This is a genomic window from Nonomuraea sp. NPDC003214 (genome assembly GCF_053590035.1).
In genome coordinates this window covers 42,696-59,338 of the sequence record NZ_JBSFSX010000007.1, presented here as the reverse complement: position 1 = coordinate 59,338, position 16,643 = coordinate 42,696, and the positions used below count along the sequence as shown (strand labels likewise).

Annotated in this window: 13 protein-coding genes and 1 riboswitch; of the genes, 4 read left to right on the top strand and 9 right to left on the bottom strand. The window is 73.2% G+C overall.

Going from position 1 to position 16,643, the window contains the following annotated elements; genetic code table 11:
• Positions 1 to 637: 637 nt before the first annotated feature.
• From ACWDXC_RS22255 to ACWDXC_RS22240, 4 genes are all read right to left on the bottom strand, one after another.
• The gene (locus ACWDXC_RS22255; RefSeq protein WP_364181933.1) at positions 638 to 1,075 is read right to left on the bottom strand and encodes a YciI family protein; all 438 of its coding nucleotides are present in this window, start codon (positions 1,073 to 1,075) and stop codon (positions 638 to 640) included.
• A gap of 153 nt (positions 1,076 to 1,228) precedes the next feature.
• Positions 1,229 to 1,936, bottom strand: a complete 708-nt coding sequence (locus tag ACWDXC_RS22250) for a CHAP domain-containing protein (protein ID WP_449984886.1) — start codon at positions 1,934 to 1,936, stop codon at positions 1,229 to 1,231.
• A gap of 12 nt (positions 1,937 to 1,948) precedes the next feature.
• Positions 1,949 to 2,086, bottom strand: a riboswitch (cyclic di-AMP (ydaO/yuaA leader).
• Between the two features lie 114 nt (positions 2,087 to 2,200).
• A complete protein-coding gene (locus ACWDXC_RS22245) occupies positions 2,201 to 3,154 on the bottom strand; it encodes a Gfo/Idh/MocA family protein (protein WP_449984884.1) in 954 nt (317 codons plus the stop codon).
• A 52-nt stretch (positions 3,155 to 3,206) separates the two neighbouring features.
• Entirely contained in the window at positions 3,207 to 4,022 is an 816-nt protein-coding gene (locus ACWDXC_RS22240) for an aldo/keto reductase (protein ID WP_449984882.1), read from the bottom strand.
• A 97-nt stretch (positions 4,023 to 4,119) separates the two neighbouring features.
• Between ACWDXC_RS22240 and ACWDXC_RS22235 the strand changes: the two genes are divergently transcribed.
• Both ACWDXC_RS22235 and ACWDXC_RS22230 read left to right on the top strand, forming a co-directional pair.
• On the top strand, positions 4,120 to 5,073 hold the full coding sequence (locus ACWDXC_RS22235; RefSeq protein ID WP_449984879.1) for a hypothetical protein: 954 nt from the start codon (positions 4,120 to 4,122) through the stop codon (positions 5,071 to 5,073).
• Positions 5,070 to 6,236, top strand: coding sequence for a DUF6716 putative glycosyltransferase (locus ACWDXC_RS22230; protein WP_449984877.1), 1,167 nt, complete (start codon positions 5,070 to 5,072; stop codon positions 6,234 to 6,236). Before ACWDXC_RS22235 ends, ACWDXC_RS22230 begins: the two co-directional genes overlap by 4 nt.
• Here the strand turns inward: ACWDXC_RS22230 and ACWDXC_RS22225 are convergent.
• From ACWDXC_RS22225 to ACWDXC_RS22205, 5 genes are all read right to left on the bottom strand, one after another.
• On the bottom strand, positions 6,215 to 7,462 hold the full coding sequence (locus ACWDXC_RS22225) for an alpha-2,8-polysialyltransferase family protein (protein ID WP_449984874.1): 1,248 nt from the start codon (positions 7,460 to 7,462) through the stop codon (positions 6,215 to 6,217). The genes ACWDXC_RS22230 and ACWDXC_RS22225 overlap by 22 nt on opposite strands.
• Complete coding sequence (locus tag ACWDXC_RS22220; RefSeq protein ID WP_449984871.1) at positions 7,459 to 8,433, bottom strand: glycosyltransferase family 2 protein; 975 nt, start codon at positions 8,431 to 8,433, stop codon at positions 7,459 to 7,461. The genes ACWDXC_RS22225 and ACWDXC_RS22220 overlap by 4 nt, the downstream gene beginning before the upstream one ends.
• Positions 8,434 to 8,478: 45 nt before the next feature.
• Positions 8,479 to 10,518 (bottom strand): N-acetylneuraminate synthase family protein, encoded by a 2,040-nt coding sequence (locus ACWDXC_RS22215; protein WP_219509419.1) that lies wholly within the window; start codon positions 10,516 to 10,518, stop codon positions 8,479 to 8,481.
• Between the two features lie 89 nt (positions 10,519 to 10,607).
• Positions 10,608 to 11,948 (bottom strand): HAMP domain-containing sensor histidine kinase, encoded by a 1,341-nt coding sequence (locus ACWDXC_RS22210; protein WP_449984869.1) that lies wholly within the window; start codon positions 11,946 to 11,948, stop codon positions 10,608 to 10,610.
• 56 nt (positions 11,949 to 12,004) lie between these two features.
• A complete protein-coding gene (locus tag ACWDXC_RS22205) occupies positions 12,005 to 13,510 on the bottom strand; it encodes a glycoside hydrolase family 13 protein (protein ID WP_449984867.1) in 1,506 nt (501 codons plus the stop codon).
• Between the two features lie 285 nt (positions 13,511 to 13,795).
• Here ACWDXC_RS22205 and ACWDXC_RS22200 point away from each other — a divergent pair, with 285 nt between their 5' ends.
• Positions 13,796 to 15,076: a sugar ABC transporter substrate-binding protein gene (locus ACWDXC_RS22200; protein WP_449984864.1), complete on the top strand. Its 1,281-nt coding sequence runs from the start codon at positions 13,796 to 13,798 to the stop codon at positions 15,074 to 15,076.
• A gap of 4 nt (positions 15,077 to 15,080) precedes the next feature.
• A complete protein-coding gene (locus ACWDXC_RS22195; protein ID WP_449984861.1) occupies positions 15,081 to 16,643 on the top strand; it encodes an ABC transporter permease subunit in 1,563 nt (520 codons plus the stop codon).

Sequence of the window (16,643 nt, the reverse complement as noted above, 5' to 3'; positions counted from 1 at the left end):
ACGCGGCCCACAACCCACCGACGCCGCCCAGCCCACCAGCGGGGTCGGACCGTCCGGGGTCCGGGCGGCCGGTGGGGCCGCGCCCCCGGACCGGGGCACCGGAGGGGATGGGTCCGGACCGCCGATGGGGCCGGGCCATCCGGGGTGCGCGCCGCCGTTGGGGCCGCGCCCCTGGGGCCGGGCCCAACTGAGGGGGCGGGCCCGGGGGACCGGTGGGGGTGGGCCGTCCGGGGCGTGGGCCGCCGGTGGGGTGGGGCCGCCTCGGCGGAGGCCGCCAGAGGGCCGGATTGCCTGGGGGCCGGTGGGTTGGGCCGTCCGGGGCGTGGGCCGCCGGTGCGGTCGGGGCCGCTCCGCCGGGGGTCGCCGGTGGGGTGGGGCCGCCCCGGCGGGGCCACCAGAGGGCCGGACTGCCCGAGGCGCCCCTTCCGGGGGCCCGCCCCCTCCCGGGGTTGCCGCCATCCTGGGGCTTCCGCCTGCCCGGCGGGGTGCGGCCTTCGGGGAGGGGGCGCCGCTTCCGGGAGTCACCCTTCCGGGGTTGCCGCCACCTGGGGCTTCCCGCCTGCCCGGCGGGGGCGCGGCCTTCCGGGAGGGGCCGCCGCAGCGCGCCGCCTCCCACTGGGGCGCCGCTCTCGGACGGTCAGGGCTCAGGTGGGGAGTCGAGGGTGGCGCGGAGGGTGGCGTGGCGTTGGGCGGTTTCGGGGGTCAGGGAGGTCTCGGGCATGTCCGAGGGGTCGAAGACCTGCCAGACGTCCAGGCCGATGCCGTCGTGGCCGGGCGGGACGGGGACGCGCAGGGCCCATTCGAGCGCCTCCTCCCGCGACTTGACCTGGATCAGCCAGAAGCCGGCGATGAGCTCCTTGGCCTCGGCGAACGGCCCGTCGATGACGCGGGCCTTGCCGCCGCTGTAGGCGATCCGGGCGCCGCGCGAGCTGGGGTGGAGCCCTTCGGCGGCCAGCAGGACGCCGGCTTTCACGAGCGACTCGTTGAAGGCCGTCATGTTGTCGACGAGCTCCTGGCTCGGCAGGGCGCCGGCCTCGGTCTCCTCGCTGGCCTTGCCGACGATCAGGAATTTCACGGTGCGTTCTCCTCGTCCAGGCGGTGAAGCGGGCTCCCGGCGAGCCTGCCACACCTGTGCGTCGTCCCGGAGGGGGCCGGATCGACACGGGGAGGGGAGGAAACGCGGAAGCGCGCGCCCGGGGGAGGGGCGCGCGCTTCGCCAGGGGGAGGGTCAGGCGGCGTACGAGGGGTAGCCGTAGCCGACGACCTGGGACTTGGGCCGGACGCGCTCCTCGACCTTGCCGTTGCCGGTGTTGCCCTCGATCGTGGAGATCGTGCCGTCGCCGTTGTCCTTGACGACGAAGCCGACGTGCTGGATGGCGCTGATGCTCTTGCTGCCGTTCCAGGCGAAGAAGACGACGGCGCCGGGCTTGGCCTCGGTGCCCCAGCGGTCGTTGGCGGCGAACCACTTGGCGTGGGTCACGGTGTAGGCGTCCCAGCCGACCTGCGGGCGGGCGCCGGTCTGCTCGCCGACCCAGGAGACGAACATGGAGCACCAGGGGGCGTTCAGGTAGGCGCTGGGGTTGCCGCCGTCGCGGGCGACGGTCTCGAGGGCGCGCTTGGAGCTGGCGTACCACTGCTGGAACTTGGTGCCGCCGCCGTAGGCGTTCTCGGAGGTGCCGACCTGGGCCTTGGCCAGGGCCAGGACCTGGGAGGCGGTGACGTTGACCTGGTTGGCGCCGGCCCTGGTCTGCGTGGACTCGGACATGGTCTGGGTCTCGACCTGGTGGCCGGGCTCGGCGGCCTGGGCGGGGAGTGCGGTGGTCATCCCGGCGCCGAGTCCGGCGGCCAGGACGGTTGCGCCGAGGGTGGCGCGGAGGGAGGCGCCGGCGCGGGGGTGAAGCTTCTTCGGGGCACGGGTAAGACGGTGCTTCGCCATCGAGGGGATTACTCCTTGCTTCCATGCCGCTTACCGGGTTAGCTGACGGGTTCGGGCGTGGAAGCTGCCCTACGGCACACAAGGTGCCGATTCACCCCAAAGGACATGGGTCCCCGGTTCCGCGCAAGGCGGATTCAGCGGTCACAGGACGATCCTGTGAGTGTCGTGCGATGGTTGGCAACGACCGGACAAACCGGACGTAAGCCGCGAATGCGCCATAAGGTAATACATCCGCCAAGGCATTACAAGTCGATAAAGTCGCAGCTAGGCGAGTTGCCCGCGCGCGTCGGCCAGGAGCCCCATCATGGCAAGGGATTCGTCAAGGGGCATGATCGCGCTCTCGGTCCGGTTCTCGGCGAGCGCGTCCCGCACCTCGCGCAGCTCCCCGGCGTAGCCGTTGTCGGCCGGGTCGAGCTCGTGCTCCTCGGTCTCCATCGACGGCCCGCTGAGCACCACCCGCCGGGGCGCCCAGAACGGCGCGTCCAGGTCGGCGCGCATCCCGGTGCCCACGATGCTGGCCGAGTTGGGGAAGTGCGCGAGCAGCGAGGTGTCGACCAGCGCCCGCCGGCCGCCCGGGTAGACGAGCACCCCGCCCGCCTCCGCGTCGACCCCGTTGGGCGCCAGCGCGCCCGTCAGGTGCATGGACTCGGGCATGCCGAGGAAGAGCTGGGCCAGCCCCAGGGGATAGATGCCCAGGTCGAGCAGCGCGCCCCCGCCCAGCTCGGGCGCCCACAGCCGGTGCGCGGGATCGTACGGCAGCGCGAACCCGAACGAGGCCCGCACCGAGCGGATCTCGCCGAAGCGCGGGTCGTCCTTGAGCATGCGCACCAGCGGGTTGAACCGCATCCACATGGCCTCCATCAGGAAGACCCCGGCCTCGCGGGCCAGGCGGACCATGCGCTCGGCGTCGGCCAGGCTCGCCGCCAGCGGCTTCTCGCACAGCACCGCCTTGCCCGCCGCGATCGCGGCCTCGGCCACCTCCAGGTGCTGGGCGTGCGGGGTCGCCACGTAGACGGCGTCGACGGCCGGGTCGGCGCACAGCTCGGCGTAGGAGCCGTAGGCGGACTCGGCGCCCAGCGTCGCCGCCAGCGCCTTGGCCCGGCCCAGGTCGCGGGAGCCGACGGCGGCCACCCGCATGCCCGGCTCCGCCGCGATGACCGCCCCCACGGTCCTGGCGATGCCGCCCGTCGCCGCGATGCCCCACGCTAGATCTCGCACGCGGAAGATCGTACTGATTCATCCGCGGACGCGAAACCTGCCCGGTTTCACCTCACGGGAACACGTCCGGGTCCGGGCCCAGCCGGCGGCCCGCGTTCAGGGCGCCGATGGCGGCCATGTCCTCCTGGTCGAGCGTGAAGTCGAAGACCGCGATGTTCTCCTTGATCCGCGACGGCGTGACGGACTTGGGGATGACGATGTTGCCGAGCTGGATGTGCCAGCGCAGCACGATCTGCGCGGGCGTGCGGCCGTGCTTGTCGGCCAGCACCGCCAGCGCGGGCTCCGACAGCAGCCCCTTGCCCTGCCCGAGCGGGCTCCAGGCCTGCGTGAGGATGCCGTTCTTGTCGTGGAACTCGCGCAGCTCGCGCTGCTGGAAGTACGGGTGCAGCTCGATCTGGTTGATGCACGGCGGCACGTCGGCCTCGTCGAGCAGCCGCTGCAGCGTCTCGACGGTGAAGTTGGACACGCCGATGGCCTTGGCCCGGCCGTCGCGGTAGACCTTCTCCAGCGCGCGCCACGCCTGGACGTACTTGTCCTGCCGCTGCGCCGGCCAGTGGATCAGGTAGAGGTCGACGTAGTCGAGGCCGAGCCTGCCCAGGCTCTCCTCGAAGGCCTGCTCGGCGCGGTCGTGGTCGTTGTTCCACAGCTTCGTGGTGATGAACAGCTTCTCCCGCGGGATGCCGGAGGCGCGCACCGCCCGCCCCACACCGGCCTCGTTGCGGTAGAGCTTGGCGGTGTCGATGTGGCGGTAGCCGCATGCGAGCGCGGTCGTGACCGCCTGCTCCGCCTCGTCGTCGGGCACCTGCCAGACGCCGAGCCCCAGCTGCGGGATCTCCACGCCGTCTCTGTATAGCCGTAGCGAGTTCATACCCTCCATTGTTCACGTGCCGTTCCGAGCGGCTTAAGCCGCCCGGGCTAGCTTGAAGCGGTCGTGAACGGGCCATCACCTGGCTGGGAGAACATCAGTGGTCAAACGGGCGTCGGCCTGGGTGGAGTCGCCGCTCCAGATGCTGTGCGCCGTCGAGGCCCACCATGCCGGGCTGCTGGGGCCGTCGGCCGAGGTCGTGCCGCGCGCGGGGCTGCGCGCGCTGCGGGTGACGCGGCGCGAGCTGCGCCGCCTGCCGCTGCCCGGCGGCCTGGAGCTGGCCGAGCCGCGCGAGCGCATGCCGCGCCGGCCGTCGGCCGTCGGTGACGCGTTCTCCGGCAAGGTGCAGCTGCGCTGGCTGACGGCCCATCCGGGCCGCGTCGTCGTGGTCGACGACGGGCTGGCCACGATCCGGCTGCTGGAGCTGCTGGCGGCGGGCCCGTACCGGCCCCTGCTGCGGGCGCGCGCGCACCCCGGGCTGCTGCGCACGGCGCTCGGGCTGGCCGCGGCCCTCAGGCTGCGCGCCGGCCGGGTGACGGTGTTCACCGCGCTGCCGGTCTCCCGCGAGCTGGACAAGGCGGTCACCGAGGCGGGCGTCGACCTGGTGCGCCACGACTTCGCCTGGCTGCGCGGCCAGCCGCCGAGCGACCCCGGCCCGGCGGAGCGCACCGTGGTGCTCGGCACCTCGCTGGTGCGCAACGGGCTGGTGCGCCGCGACCGCTACCTGACCTGGCTGACCGAGCTGGCCGCGCGCGAGCCGCTCGCCTACTACCCGCACCGCCGCGAGGACCCGGTGGACGTGGCGCTGATCCGGGAGCGTCCCGGCATCACCGTGCACGAGGCCGGGCTGCCCGCCGAGCTGCGGCTGCGCGGCCTCGACCCGGGGCAGCGGGTGCTCAGCCTGCCGTCCACCGCGATCTCCTCGCTGCGCGTGCTGCTGAGCCCGCGCGGGGTGGCGGTGGAGCCCGTCGAGGTGCCCGACGACTGGTGGACCAGCAGAGCGGCCCCCGCTCTGCGCTCGCATCTGACGGAAGTGACAGGAGTGACCGGGTGAGGGTGCTGGCGATAGCCGACTCCGACTCGTATCTGAAATGGGCGGCCTGCCTGCTCGGCGACCTGCCGGCGGGCTGCGCGAGCGACCTTGTCGTGGTGCGCACGCCGATCGCGCCGTCGGCCGACCAGATCGCCGCGGCGGTGGGCGAGCTGCCCGCGCCGCCGGTGCTGACGGCCAGGGCGGTGCGCCGGCTGGCGGAACGGTCCAGGCCGGACGCGATCCTCGTGGCGTGCACCGGGCCGGTGGTGGACGTGCTCGTCTCGGGCGTGCTCGACGGGCTGCGGCCCCGGCCGGTGTTCGTCACCGGGCTGCCGGGCATCTCGGTGCCGGCCACGGACAAGGCGTGGATCTACCGCAGCGGCTGCGACCTGTTCGTGGTGCACAGCGAGCGGGAGGTGGCCGAGTTCGCCGCCGTGGCCGCCCGGCTGGGCGGGGGAGGGGCGGTCGGGCTGGCCAGGCTGCCGTTCCTGCGTCCGGCCCCCGGGCGCGGCGGCGGCGACCGGGTGGTGTTCGCCACCCAGGCCAAGGTGCCGCGCGCCCGCGAGGAGCGTGAGCGGGTGCTGCGCGGGCTGGCCGAGCTGGCCGCGGCGCGGCCCGACCTGGACGTGGTGGTGAAGCTGCGCGCCCTGGAGGACGAGCAGCAGACGCACCGTGAGCGCCACCACTACCAGCGGCTCTGGCGGGAGCTGGGCGAGCCGGGCCGGCTGCGGTTCGAGGCGGGCTCGATGCGCGAGCACCTGGCGCACGCGGCCGGGTTCGTCACCGTCAGCTCGACGGCCGCGCTGGAGGCGATCGCGCAGGACGTGCCGCTCATCGTGCTCAGCGACTTCGGCGTGAACGCCGAGATGATCAACCTGGTGTTCGAGGGCAGCGGCCTGCTCGGCACCCTGGACGACCTGGCGCGCGGCGACTTCCGGCGGGCCGAGCCGCGCTGGACGGCCGCCAACTACTTCCACCCGGCCGGGCGCGACGACTGGACGGGCCTGCTGACCGGGCTGGTCGTCGCGAGACCGAGGGTGCCGGCCAGGTCGCTGCTCGACGGGCCGGAGCACGCCGCGGCCCGCCGCCGCGCCCGGCTGCGGGTCGAGGTGCCGCCGAACATGCTGCGCGCGGGCCGGCGGGCCGAGCGGCGGGTGCGCCGCTACCTGAAGGCTCTCACCTGAGACAGCTTCCTGCGGAAGCGGCCCATCGCGCTGGGCCGCTCGGCCAGGCCGAGGCTCTCCAGCCGCTTCCTCTTGAAGTAGCGCGGATCGAACTCCAGCGTCTCCGGCCGCAGCTCCGGGTAGGCGTCGGCCTGCATGCAGTAGCCCACCGCGCGCACCAGCGCGGTCACGTCCAGCCGGGGCGGCGCTTCCACGCTCCCGTCGGCCGACAGCCGGGGCAGCAGCGCGTCGGCGATCGTCGCCGGGATCCGGTTGCTGTTCTCGTACGGGGCCAGCCGCTCCAGCACCAGGCCGGTGCCGTACGTGGCCACCGGCAGGCTGAAGTAGCGCCGCGCGGTCATCAGCGCGGTGGAGAAGCAGCCGACGACCAGCTCCGGCCGCAGCGCGGCGAAGCACACCTCGGCCGGCACGCTCTCCCCGGCCACGATCAGCCGCACGCCGAGCGGCTCGGCGGCGGCCCGCAGGAGCTGGGCGTGCCGGCGGCCCGCCGCCGGGTGCGGCTTGAACGCGACCGTGGTGTGGCCGCGCGCCGCCAGGCCCCGCAGCATCGCCTCGTGCAGCTCCGCCTCCTCCTGCGGGGTGACGATGTCCAGCGCCGACAGGTACTGGCCGAGGATCAGCGCCCCGGCCGCCATCATGTCCGGCGCCGTCGCCGCCACCTCCCTCACCACCGCCAGGAACGCCTCCTGCGGCAGCGTCTCGGCGGGCACGCCGTACTCGCTGAGCAGCAGCGGCTCCAGACCGGGCACCAGGTCCAGGTGGAGCAGCCGGGTGACGCGGCGGAAGATCTCGGCGGGCAGCGGGTCGCGGGTCGGGCCGTAGCTCATCAGCCCGTCGGAGTAGACGGTGATGGGGCAGTCGCGCACCAGCCCGGCGATCGTGCGGGCCGGCGGCACCGCGATCGACTCCAGCACCAGCTCGTCGACCCGCTCCAGCCCGAGCTGGGCGCCGATGAGCCGCTCCAGCATGGGCACCTCGATCACCCGGGCCCGCCAGTCCGACGGGTGCAGCGGCGCGATCAGCTCGTTCCACGAGTGCACCTCGTCGAAGCGGGAGCGCAGCGCGGCGAAGCCGGGCGTGGCGTCGAGCGGGGTGGCCGCTTCCGGCACGGCGCCGTTCGACGACACCAGCAGGACGGCGCGCCCGCCGCCGAACCGGCCGTCGTCGATCGCCGCCGCCAGCGACATCGCGCCGAACAGGGTCGAGGCGTAGAACACCGTGGTCATGGGTCCTCCCGATCGCGGCGATGGCGGGAACCGGCGGGCAGGCCGGGCAGCAGGGTCCGCAGCGTGGCCTCGCGCGAGGCGGACATGCCGGAGGCGGCCTCGGCCACCAGCTCGACCGGCAGCGAGCCGGCGAGCTGCGCGCCGCGCTCCTCGAAGCGGGCCCGCAGCGCGGGGGTGAACCGGTCGGCGATCTCCAGATGGTGGGCGAGCAGGGCGCAGAAGTTCCGCACCGCCTTGGGCAGGAACTCCTCCTCCAGGTCCTTGAACACCAGTTCGAAGGCGTCGAAGAAGTGCAGTTGCCGCTCGTCGCCGACCTGGGTGAGCGATCCGGCCACCTGCCGCCGGTAGAACACCCCGGCCAGCGACACCACGGCGAACGTCGCCGCCTCCCGGTGCAGCCGCCAGATCCACGGCCGGTCCTCGGCCGTGTGCAGCGATCCGGGGAAGTGCAGCAGGTCGCGCAGCGAGCGGCGGTAGACGCCCGCCCACGCGTACGGGTAGTCCACCATGGTGCGCACCCCGGCGGGCAGGATCGCGTCGCGAGGGTCGAGCACCGCGCCGCGCCGCGCCAGCGGGGCGCGGTGCACGACCCGCTTGCGGCCCTCCACCTGGACGTGGTCGGCGCGCACGAAGTCGCAGCCGAGCCCCTCGATGGCCTCGACGAGCCGTGCCAGGTAGCCGGGGGCCAGCCAGTCGTCGCCGTCCATGAACGTGACGTACCGGCCGGAGGCGGCCGACAGCCCGGCGTTGCGCGCGTCCGCGAGCCCGAGCGGAGCCGGGTTGCGGATCACGGACAGGCCGGGCAGGTCGGCGCGGAAGTCGTCGACGATCGCGCCGGTGGCGTCCACCGACCCGTCGTCGACCACGATGAACTCGAAGTCGCGCCGGGCGTTGCGGCACAGCGAGGCGAGCGCGTCGGCGATGAAGCGCTCGCCGTCGCGGATCGGCACGACGACCGAGAGTGTGATCAATGCGGTCTCCAGGTACGGCCCGCGCGGCCGTACGGGCCAGAAGGGTCAGACGGTGACGCGGCGCAGCCGGGCCTTGGGGGCCTCCTCGCCGGGGAAGACGCGCTTGACGCCGTCGCCCAGGGCCTGCTCGATGACGCGGATGTCGCGCACCAGGTGCTCCAGCCCGGCCGGCTCCAGGGAGGCGGCGTGGTCGGAGCCCCACATGGTGCGGTCGAGCGTGATGTGGCGCTCCACGCAGACCGCGCCGAGCGTGACCGCGGCCAGCGAGATCTGCAGGCCGCGCTCGTGCCCCGAGTAGCCGACCGGCACGCCGTAGCGCTCCTTGAGCGTGGTGATCGTGCGCAGGTTGGCCTCCTCCGGCGGCAGCGGGTAGGTGGAGGTGGCGTGCATCATGATCAGCCGGTCGGTGCCGAGGATCTCCACGGCCCGGTCGATCTCCTGGAGGGTGGACATGCCGGTCGACAGGATGACGGGCTTGCCGGTGGCGGCCAGGGCGCGCAGCAGCTCGTGGTCGGCGACGCCGGCCGAGGCCACCTTGTGCACCAGGACGTCCATCTCCTCCAGGAACTCCACCGACGGCACGTCCCACGGGGAGGCGAACCAGTGCAGGCCCCGCTCGTCGCAGTACTTGGCGATCTGCCGGTACTCGTCGCGGCCGAACTCGGTGCGCTCCTTGTACTCCAGGTACGTCATCTCGCCCCACGGAGTCTGCCTGATCTGCCCTTTCTGCTCCTCGGGCACGCAGATCGCCGGGGTGCGCTTCTGGAACTTGACCGCCTGGCAGCCGGCGTCGGCGGCCACGTCGATGAGGCGGCGGGCCACGTCCAGGTCGCCGTTGTGGTTGATGCCGATCTCGCCGATCACGTACACCGGCTCGCCGTCGCCGACCAGCACGTCGCCGATCGCGACCGGGCCGAACGTGCGGCGGGGCGCGGGGGAGGGGGCGGGCTCGGGCTCCGGCCGGGCGGCCACCACCCGGTCGCACAGCTCGCGCACCGCGCCGTCGCCGCCGACCTTGGTGAGCACGACGCGGGCGGCGGCGCGCACGCGCGGGTGCGCGTCCGGCACCGCGACCGGCCAGCCCACCTCGGCCATCGGGCCCAGGTCGTTGACGTCGTTGCCGACGTAGGCGACGCGGGCCGGGTCGAGCCCCTCGATCGCCAGCCAGTCGCGCAGCACCGTGCGCTTGTCGGCCAGGCCCTGCAGCACCGGCACGCCGAGCTTGCGCGCCCGCGCGGCCACCACCGGGTTGTGCTCGGTCGACATGACGAGCACCTTGACCCCGGCGCGGCGCAGCAGCGACACGCCCATCCCGTCGGAGCGGCTGACCAGCACCATCTCGCGCCCGTCGGAGTCGACGTAGGCGCGGTCGTCGGTGTGCACGCCGTCGAAGTCGGTGATGACGGCGTCGACGTCGATCGGCTCGGGCGCGTCGACGAACGGCGCGAGCGCCCGGACGAGCTCCAGGTCCTCGGGGTTGTCGACCTCGATCGCGTGCTGCGGCGGCACCGGCTGGACGGCGATCGCGCCGAAGAAGCGGTGCCCGTGCTCGCGCAGCCCCTCGGTGCGCATCGCGTAGAAGGCGCCGTTCTCGCGGTACTGCGGCTCCAGGTCCTGGCGGCGGCGGCGCACGGCCGGGTCGTGGTTGATGCCCGAACCGTTGCCGGTCCACAGGAACTCGTGCGTCGGCAGCCCCGACACGACGGAGTCGGCCTCGCCGTCGAGGACCCGCCGCACCGCGGCCGACAGGTCCTCGGGGTCGATGAACGCGCTGGTGCACTGGACGAGCACGACCACCTCGGGGTCCTCGCCGAGCGTGTCGAGCGCGTGCAGCACCGCCGACTCGCTGGAGGCGGTCGCGCCGCTCAGCTCCTCGGGCCGGTCGACGACGCGCGCGCCGGCCCGGCGGGCGGCCTCCGCGATCCCGGCATGGTCGGTGGACACCACGACCTCGTCCACGAGCTCGGCCCGCAGGCAGGCGCGCACCGCGCGGGCCACCAGCGGGACCCCGCCGACCGGCGCGAGGTTCTTCAGGGGTACGCCCGCCGAACCTCCGCGGGCGGGAACTACGGCCAGGACTCGCAACGTGACTCCTCCATGCTTACGGGTTGCACCCAGAAGCTAGAGGGACCGATTGAACTGGCAGCGTCCCCGTCCTGAACTTTCCGTGTGCCTCAGACGGCGGGCAGCCGGAGCACGAAACGGGCTCCGTCGGGGTGGTCCTCGACCCGGATCTCGCCGCTGTGCGCCATGGCCACGTCGCGGGCGATGGCCAGGCCGAGGCCGGTGCCGCCGGCGTCGCGGCTGCGGGCGGCGTCCAGGCGGGTGAAGCGCTCGAAGATGCGCTCGCGGTCCTCCTCGGCGATCTGCGCGCCGTCGTTCTCCACGGCCAGCACCGCCTGGCCGTTCTCCCGCGAGACCGTGACGCGCACCCGGCTCTCGGCGTGCCGCTGGGCGTTGTCCAGCAGGTTCGTCAGCACCCTGACCAGTTGCAGGCGCACGCCCTGGACGGCGACGCCCTCCTCCAGCTCGGCCCGTACCGGGATCTTGTCCTTGCGGGTGGCGAGCTCCTGGCGGACCAGTTCGGCCAGGTCGGTGCGCTCCTTGGCGACGTCGACGCGGGAGCCGATCCTGGCCAGCAGGAGCAGGTCGGTGATGATGGCCTCCAGCCGGTCGGTGTCGCGCAGGCAGCTCTTGACCAGCGCCTGCACGTCGGTCTCCTCCGGGTAGAGCTCGGCGCTCTCGAGCTGGGCGCGCAGCCCGGCGATGGGGGTGCGCAGCTCGTGGGAGGCGTCGGAGGCGAACTGCCGCTGCTGCAGCGCCGAGCGCTCCAGCCGGGCCAGGGTGCCGTTGACGGCCCGGGCGAGCTGCGCCACCTCGTCCTCGCCGCGCGGCTGCGTCACCCTGCTGCTCAGGTCGCCGACGTTGACCTCGTCCAGCTCGGCCCGCATCGCCGCCACCGGGCGCAGCGCCCAGCCGGTGACGGCCCAGGTGGCCCAGGAGGCGAGCGCGACCAGCGCGCCGAGCTGGGCGGCCACGGTGACCTCCAGCGTCCGGGTGGCCAGCACCGACGGGGTGCGGCGGCCGGCGTAGACGACGGCCGCGCCGGGGTCGTGGGAGACCCGCATGGCCGTCAGGTGCAGGCACTCGCCGGAGCGGCAGCTCGTCGTGTCGATGGCGCCCGCGTCGGGCGGCGGGCGCACGCCGCTGATCGGCGGCCGGTTGCGGGCGGCGTCGCTGGCCGCCACGACGGTCCCGTCGGGGGCGACGACCTGGATGAGGTCGATGGACGGGTCCGGCGCCGGCACCGTCGCCCCGGGCCTGAGCGCGCCGGTGCGGACCTCGGTGACGGTGCGGCCCGCGCTGTCGCGGGTGTCGGACCACACGGCGTCGGCCACCAGCGCCCTGGCGATGATCACGCTGCCGACGGCCACGGGCGTGAGCACCAGGGCGGCGACCGCCGTGGCGACGAGGGTGACGCGTCCGCGCAGAGAGCGGGCCCACAGGCGTGACACCCACCGAGGCTACAAACCGCAGTCACTCGCGCACGCCGCCTGCGGGCAAAGTATGGTCAATGCTGCAGCCAAACGGCGGTGTCCGGCGGGATCGCGCCGCCGGCGGGCAGCGGGCCGCTCGCCAGCAGCACCCGCCCGCCCAGCCCCGCGTCGACCGGCTCCTCGCCGGTGTTGAGCACCACGGTCAGGCCGGGCTCGCGCCTGATCGCCAGCACGTCCCTGGGGGAGTCGAGCCAGGTCAGCGTGCCGCCGCCGAGTGCCGGGTGCTCCCTGCGCAGCCGCAGCGCCGCCCTGTAGAGGTTGAGCGTGGAGGCGGGGTCGTCCTCCTGCGCCTCGGCCGACAGCGCCGTCCACTCCGCCGGGATCGGCAGCCACGGGTCGCGCCAGCCGCAGCCGGGCCCGGCCGTCCACGGCAGCGGCACCCGGCAGCCGTCGCGGCTCTCGCCGGTGCGCCGGAAGGCCGGGTCCTGCCGCAGCTCGTCGGGCAGGTCCAGCACCTCGGGCAGGCCCAGCTCCTCGCCGTTGTAGAGGTAGGCCGAGCCGGGCAGCGCCAGCATGAGCAGGGTGGCCGCGCGGGCGCGGGCCAGGCCGCCGTGCCGGGTGACGTGGCGGGGCTTGTCGTGGTTCGACAGCACCCAGGTGGTCGGCGCGCCCACCAGCTCCGCCTCCGCCAGCGACTTCTCGATCACCGTACGGAACGACTTGGCGTGGAAGTCGGCCATCATGAACTCGAAGTTGAACGCCTGGTGCAGCTCGTCCGGCCCGATGTAGCGGGCCAGCCGCTCCGGCGACGACACCCACGCCTCGGCCACCGCCATCCGGCCGCCGGGGTAGGAGTCGAGGATCGGCCGCCACTCGCGGTAGATGTCGTGCACGCCGTCCTGGTCGAAGTACGGCACCCGCTCGTCGCCCAGCATCTCGGCCTGGCGGCCCTCCTTGGGGCCGACGTCGGGCAGCCCCTCGGCCTTGATCATGCCGTGCGCCACGTCGACCCGGAAGCCGTCGACGCCCCGGTCCAGCCAGAACCGCAGGATGTCGCGGAACTCGGCGCGCACCTCCGGGTTCTCCCAGTTGAGGTCCGGCTGCTCGGGGGCGAACAGGTGCAGGTACCACTGCCCGTCGTCCACCTGGGTCCAGGCCGGGCCGCCGAAGATCGACTCCCAGTCGTTGGGCGCGTCGCGGAAGATGTAGCGGTCGCGGTTGTGGCCGCGCAGCCCTGCCTGGAACCACGGGTGGCGGTCGGAGGAGTGGTTGGGCACCAGGTCCACGACGACCCGCAGGCCCAGCTCGTGCGCGTCGCCGATCAGCGCGTCGAAGTCGGCCAGCGTGCCGAACATCGGGTCGACGTCGCGGTAGTCGGCCACGTCGTAGCCGCCGTCGGCCATCGGGGAGGTGTAGAACGGGCTCAGCCAGATCGCGTCCACGCCGAGCCTCTTGAGGTAGCCCAGCCGCAGGCGCACCCCTTCCAGGTCGCCGACGCCGTCCCCGTTCGCGTCGGCGAAGCTGCGGGGGTAGACCTGGTACACGACGGCGTCGCGCCACCAGTCGTCGTTGTCGGGCATGGCTGTCCTCCCCGGGGGTGTCCGTGATGTCTGGTGCAGGATGGCGTGCGCGATCGGCTGAGCGCAAGTTGCCGAAAGTTGCAGATCGCCTCTGCGCTGGGCCGGGCGCGTTTCCCTCGGCCCGTACGGTGTGGATCGGGTAACGCTCGATTGCAAGTTCTTCCAATTCTTGCAAAGAGCCGCTAACGTCCCGGTCACATAAGCCGCGAAAGCGGTCCTGTTAACGATCTTCGGTGGCGGCGCACGCTCAGGTGTCGCCCATCCTCCGTGACCTCAGGAGGTCTCATGAGCAAGCGAGCTCTGGGTGTGGCCGCTTTCGCGTCCCTGGCCTTCGCCACCGCGGCGTGCGGCGGCTCCGACCCGGCCGCGCCGTCGGCCGCGCCCACGGCCGGGGCGAGCGGATCGGCGTCGGCCCCCGCCGCGGCGGGGGGCACGCTCGTCATCTGGGCCGACCCCAACCGCGTCAAGGCGCTCAAGCCGTTCGCCGACCAGTTCGGCACCGAGAACGGCGTGACCGTCGAGGTCAAGGAGATCAGCAAGGACAACCAGACCGTCTTCCTGACCGCCTCGCAGCAGGGCAGCGGCCCCGACGTGATGGTCGGCGCGCACGACTGGATCGGCAACCTGGTGCAGAACGGCGCCATCGACCCGGTCAACCTGACCGAGGAGCAGAAGAGCGCGTTCTCCCCGATCGCGATGAAGGCCGTCACCTTCGACGGCCAGGTGTACGGCGCCCCGTACGCGGTCGAGAACATCGCGCTGATCCGCAACACCGACCTGGCCCCCGACGCGCCCGCCAGCATCGAGGAGATGGTGAAGACGGGCAAGAAGCTGAAGGACGACGGCAAGGTCGAGGAGATCCTCTGCCTGCCGGTCGCGCAGAAGGGCGACGCCTTCCACGCCTACCCGATCTTCGCCTCCGGCGGCGGCGCGCTGTTCGGCACCACCGCCTCCGGCGACCCCGACCCCAAGAAGGTGCTGCTCGGCTCCGAGGGCTCGGTCAAGGCGTTCGGCAAGTTCAAGGAGCTCGGCGAGAAGGGCGACGGCGCGCTCAAGACGTCGATCACCAACGAGAACTACATCACCAGCTTCGCCGGCAAGAAGTGCGCCTACCTCGTCTCCGGCCCGTGGGCGATGACCGACGTGAAGAAGGGCGGCTTCGGCTACGACATCACGCCCGTCCCGTCGTTCGAGGACGGCGAGCCGGCCACCCCGTTCGTCGGCGTGCAGAGCTTCTTCGTCGCCTCCAAGGGCAAGAGCAAGACCCTCGCCCAGGAGTTCGTCACCAACTACGTCACCAACAAGGACGTGGCCAAGGCGCTGTACGAGGCCGACCCGCGGCCCCCGGCGCTGGCCGAGACCCTCGAAGAGGTCAAGGCCGCCGACCCCGACGCCGGCAAGTTCATGGACGCCGGCAAGGACGGCATGCCGATGCCCGCCATCCCCGAGATGGCCGCGATCTGGGAGCCGTTCGGCATCGCCGAGGCGGCGGTCGTCAAGGGCGGCGACCCGGCCAAGGCGGCCGCGGCCGCGCAGAAGGCCATCGACGGCGCGCTCAAGAACTGACGTCATGGCTCCGGACGTGCCCGGGGCCGCGGAGCGCGCTCCGCGGCCCCGCCGCAACATCACCACCGCCTTCGTGGTGAGCCGGATCGCGGTGCTCGCCGTGGCGGCCGCGATCCTGCTCTACGCCGTGCCGCCGCTCGTCGCCGCCGAGTCCTGGCTCGGGCTCGGCGTGCTCGGCGCGGCCACGGCGCTGATCGGCTACCTCTACCTGACGCCCCGCCTCGTCCCGGCCAAGTACCTGGTCCCGGGCACCGTCTTCCTCATCGCGTTCCAGGTCGTGCCCGTCGTCTACACGGTGACGACCGCGTTCACGAACTTCGGCGACGGCCACCGGGGCAGCAAGCAGGACGCGGTCGTGGCCATCGAGACCGGCTCGGTCCGCCAGGCGACGGGCTCGCCGGAGTACGCGCTGACCGCCGCGCTGCGTGACGGCGAGCTGGTGTTCCTGCTCGTCGACCCCGACACCAAGCAGGCCGGGCTGGGCACCGCCGAAGGGCTGGAGCCGCTGGCCGGAGCCCGGGTCGGCGTCACCGGCAAGGTGCTGAGCGCCCCCGGGCTCACCGTGCTGAAGGCGCCCGAGGCCGCCGCCCGCGCCAAGGAGATCTCCGCGCTGTCCGTGCCCACCCCCGGCGGGGCGATCAAGGCCAACGGGCTCAGCCGCGCCGTCGAGGGCCGGGCCGCGCTCGTGTACGACGCCGCCTGCGACTGCGTGCGCGGCGAGGGCGGGCCGTGGACCGCCGACGAGAGCCAGGGCTACTTCGTCAACGCCGCCGGCGACCACCTGGCGCAGGGCTGGCAGGTCGGCGTCGGCCTCGACAACTTCGCCCGGGTGCTGACCAACCCCACCATCTCCGGCTACTTCGCCGGGGTGTTCGGCTGGAACGTGGTCTTCGCGCTGGCCTCCGTCGCCGGCACGTTCGCCCTCGGCATGTCGGTCGCGCTGGCGCTGCACCATCCCCGGATGCGCGGCACCAGGATCTACCGGATCGCGATCGTCCTGCCGTACGCCATGCCCGCCTTCGCCATGCTGATGGTCTGGCGCGACATGTTCAACCGCGACTTCGGCCTGATCAACCAGCTGTTCGGGCTGGACGTCGACTGGCTGGGCGAACCGCTCACCGCCAGGCTCGCGGTGATCCTGGTCAACCTGTGGCTCGGCTTCCCGTACATGTTCCTGGTCACCACCGGCGCGCTCCAGGCCATCCCGCGCGAGCTGACCGAGGCCGCCTCCATCGACGGCGCGACGCCGTGGAAGGGCTTCCGCAAGGTCACGCTGCCGCTGCTGCTGGTGGCGCTGACGCCGCTGCTCATCTCGTCGTTCGCGTTCAACTTCAACAACTTCAACGCCATCGCGCTCACCACCGACGGCGGGCCGTTCCCGGCGGAGAACCCGCAGGTCGGAGCCACCGACCTGCTCATCACCTACACCTTCCGGCTGGCGTTCGGCGCGGGCGGGGCGCAGTTCGGCTTCGCCGCCGCGGTGTCGGTGTTCATCTTCGCCATCGTGGCGATCATCTCGGCGACGGCGTTCCGGCGCACCCGCAAGCAGGAGGAGGTGTACGCGTGA

Excerpts from the sequence above, each read along its gene's own strand:
- ACWDXC_RS22200 (WP_449984864.1), top strand. The coding sequence starts at position 13,796 with ATGAGCAAGCGAGCTCTGGGTGTGGCCGCTTTCGCGTCCCTGGCCTTC.
- ACWDXC_RS22225 (WP_449984874.1), bottom strand. The coding sequence starts at position 7,462 with ATGACCACGGTGTTCTACGCCTCGACCCTGTTCGGCGCGATGTCGCTG.
- ACWDXC_RS22195 (WP_449984861.1), top strand. The coding sequence starts at position 15,081 with ATGGCTCCGGACGTGCCCGGGGCCGCGGAGCGCGCTCCGCGGCCCCGC.
- ACWDXC_RS22205 (WP_449984867.1), bottom strand. The coding sequence starts at position 13,510 with ATGCCCGACAACGACGACTGGTGGCGCGACGCCGTCGTGTACCAGGTC.
- ACWDXC_RS22250 (WP_449984886.1), bottom strand. The coding sequence starts at position 1,936 with ATGGCGAAGCACCGTCTTACCCGTGCCCCGAAGAAGCTTCACCCCCGC.
- ACWDXC_RS22240 (WP_449984882.1), bottom strand. The coding sequence starts at position 4,022 with ATGAACTCGCTACGGCTATACAGAGACGGCGTGGAGATCCCGCAGCTG.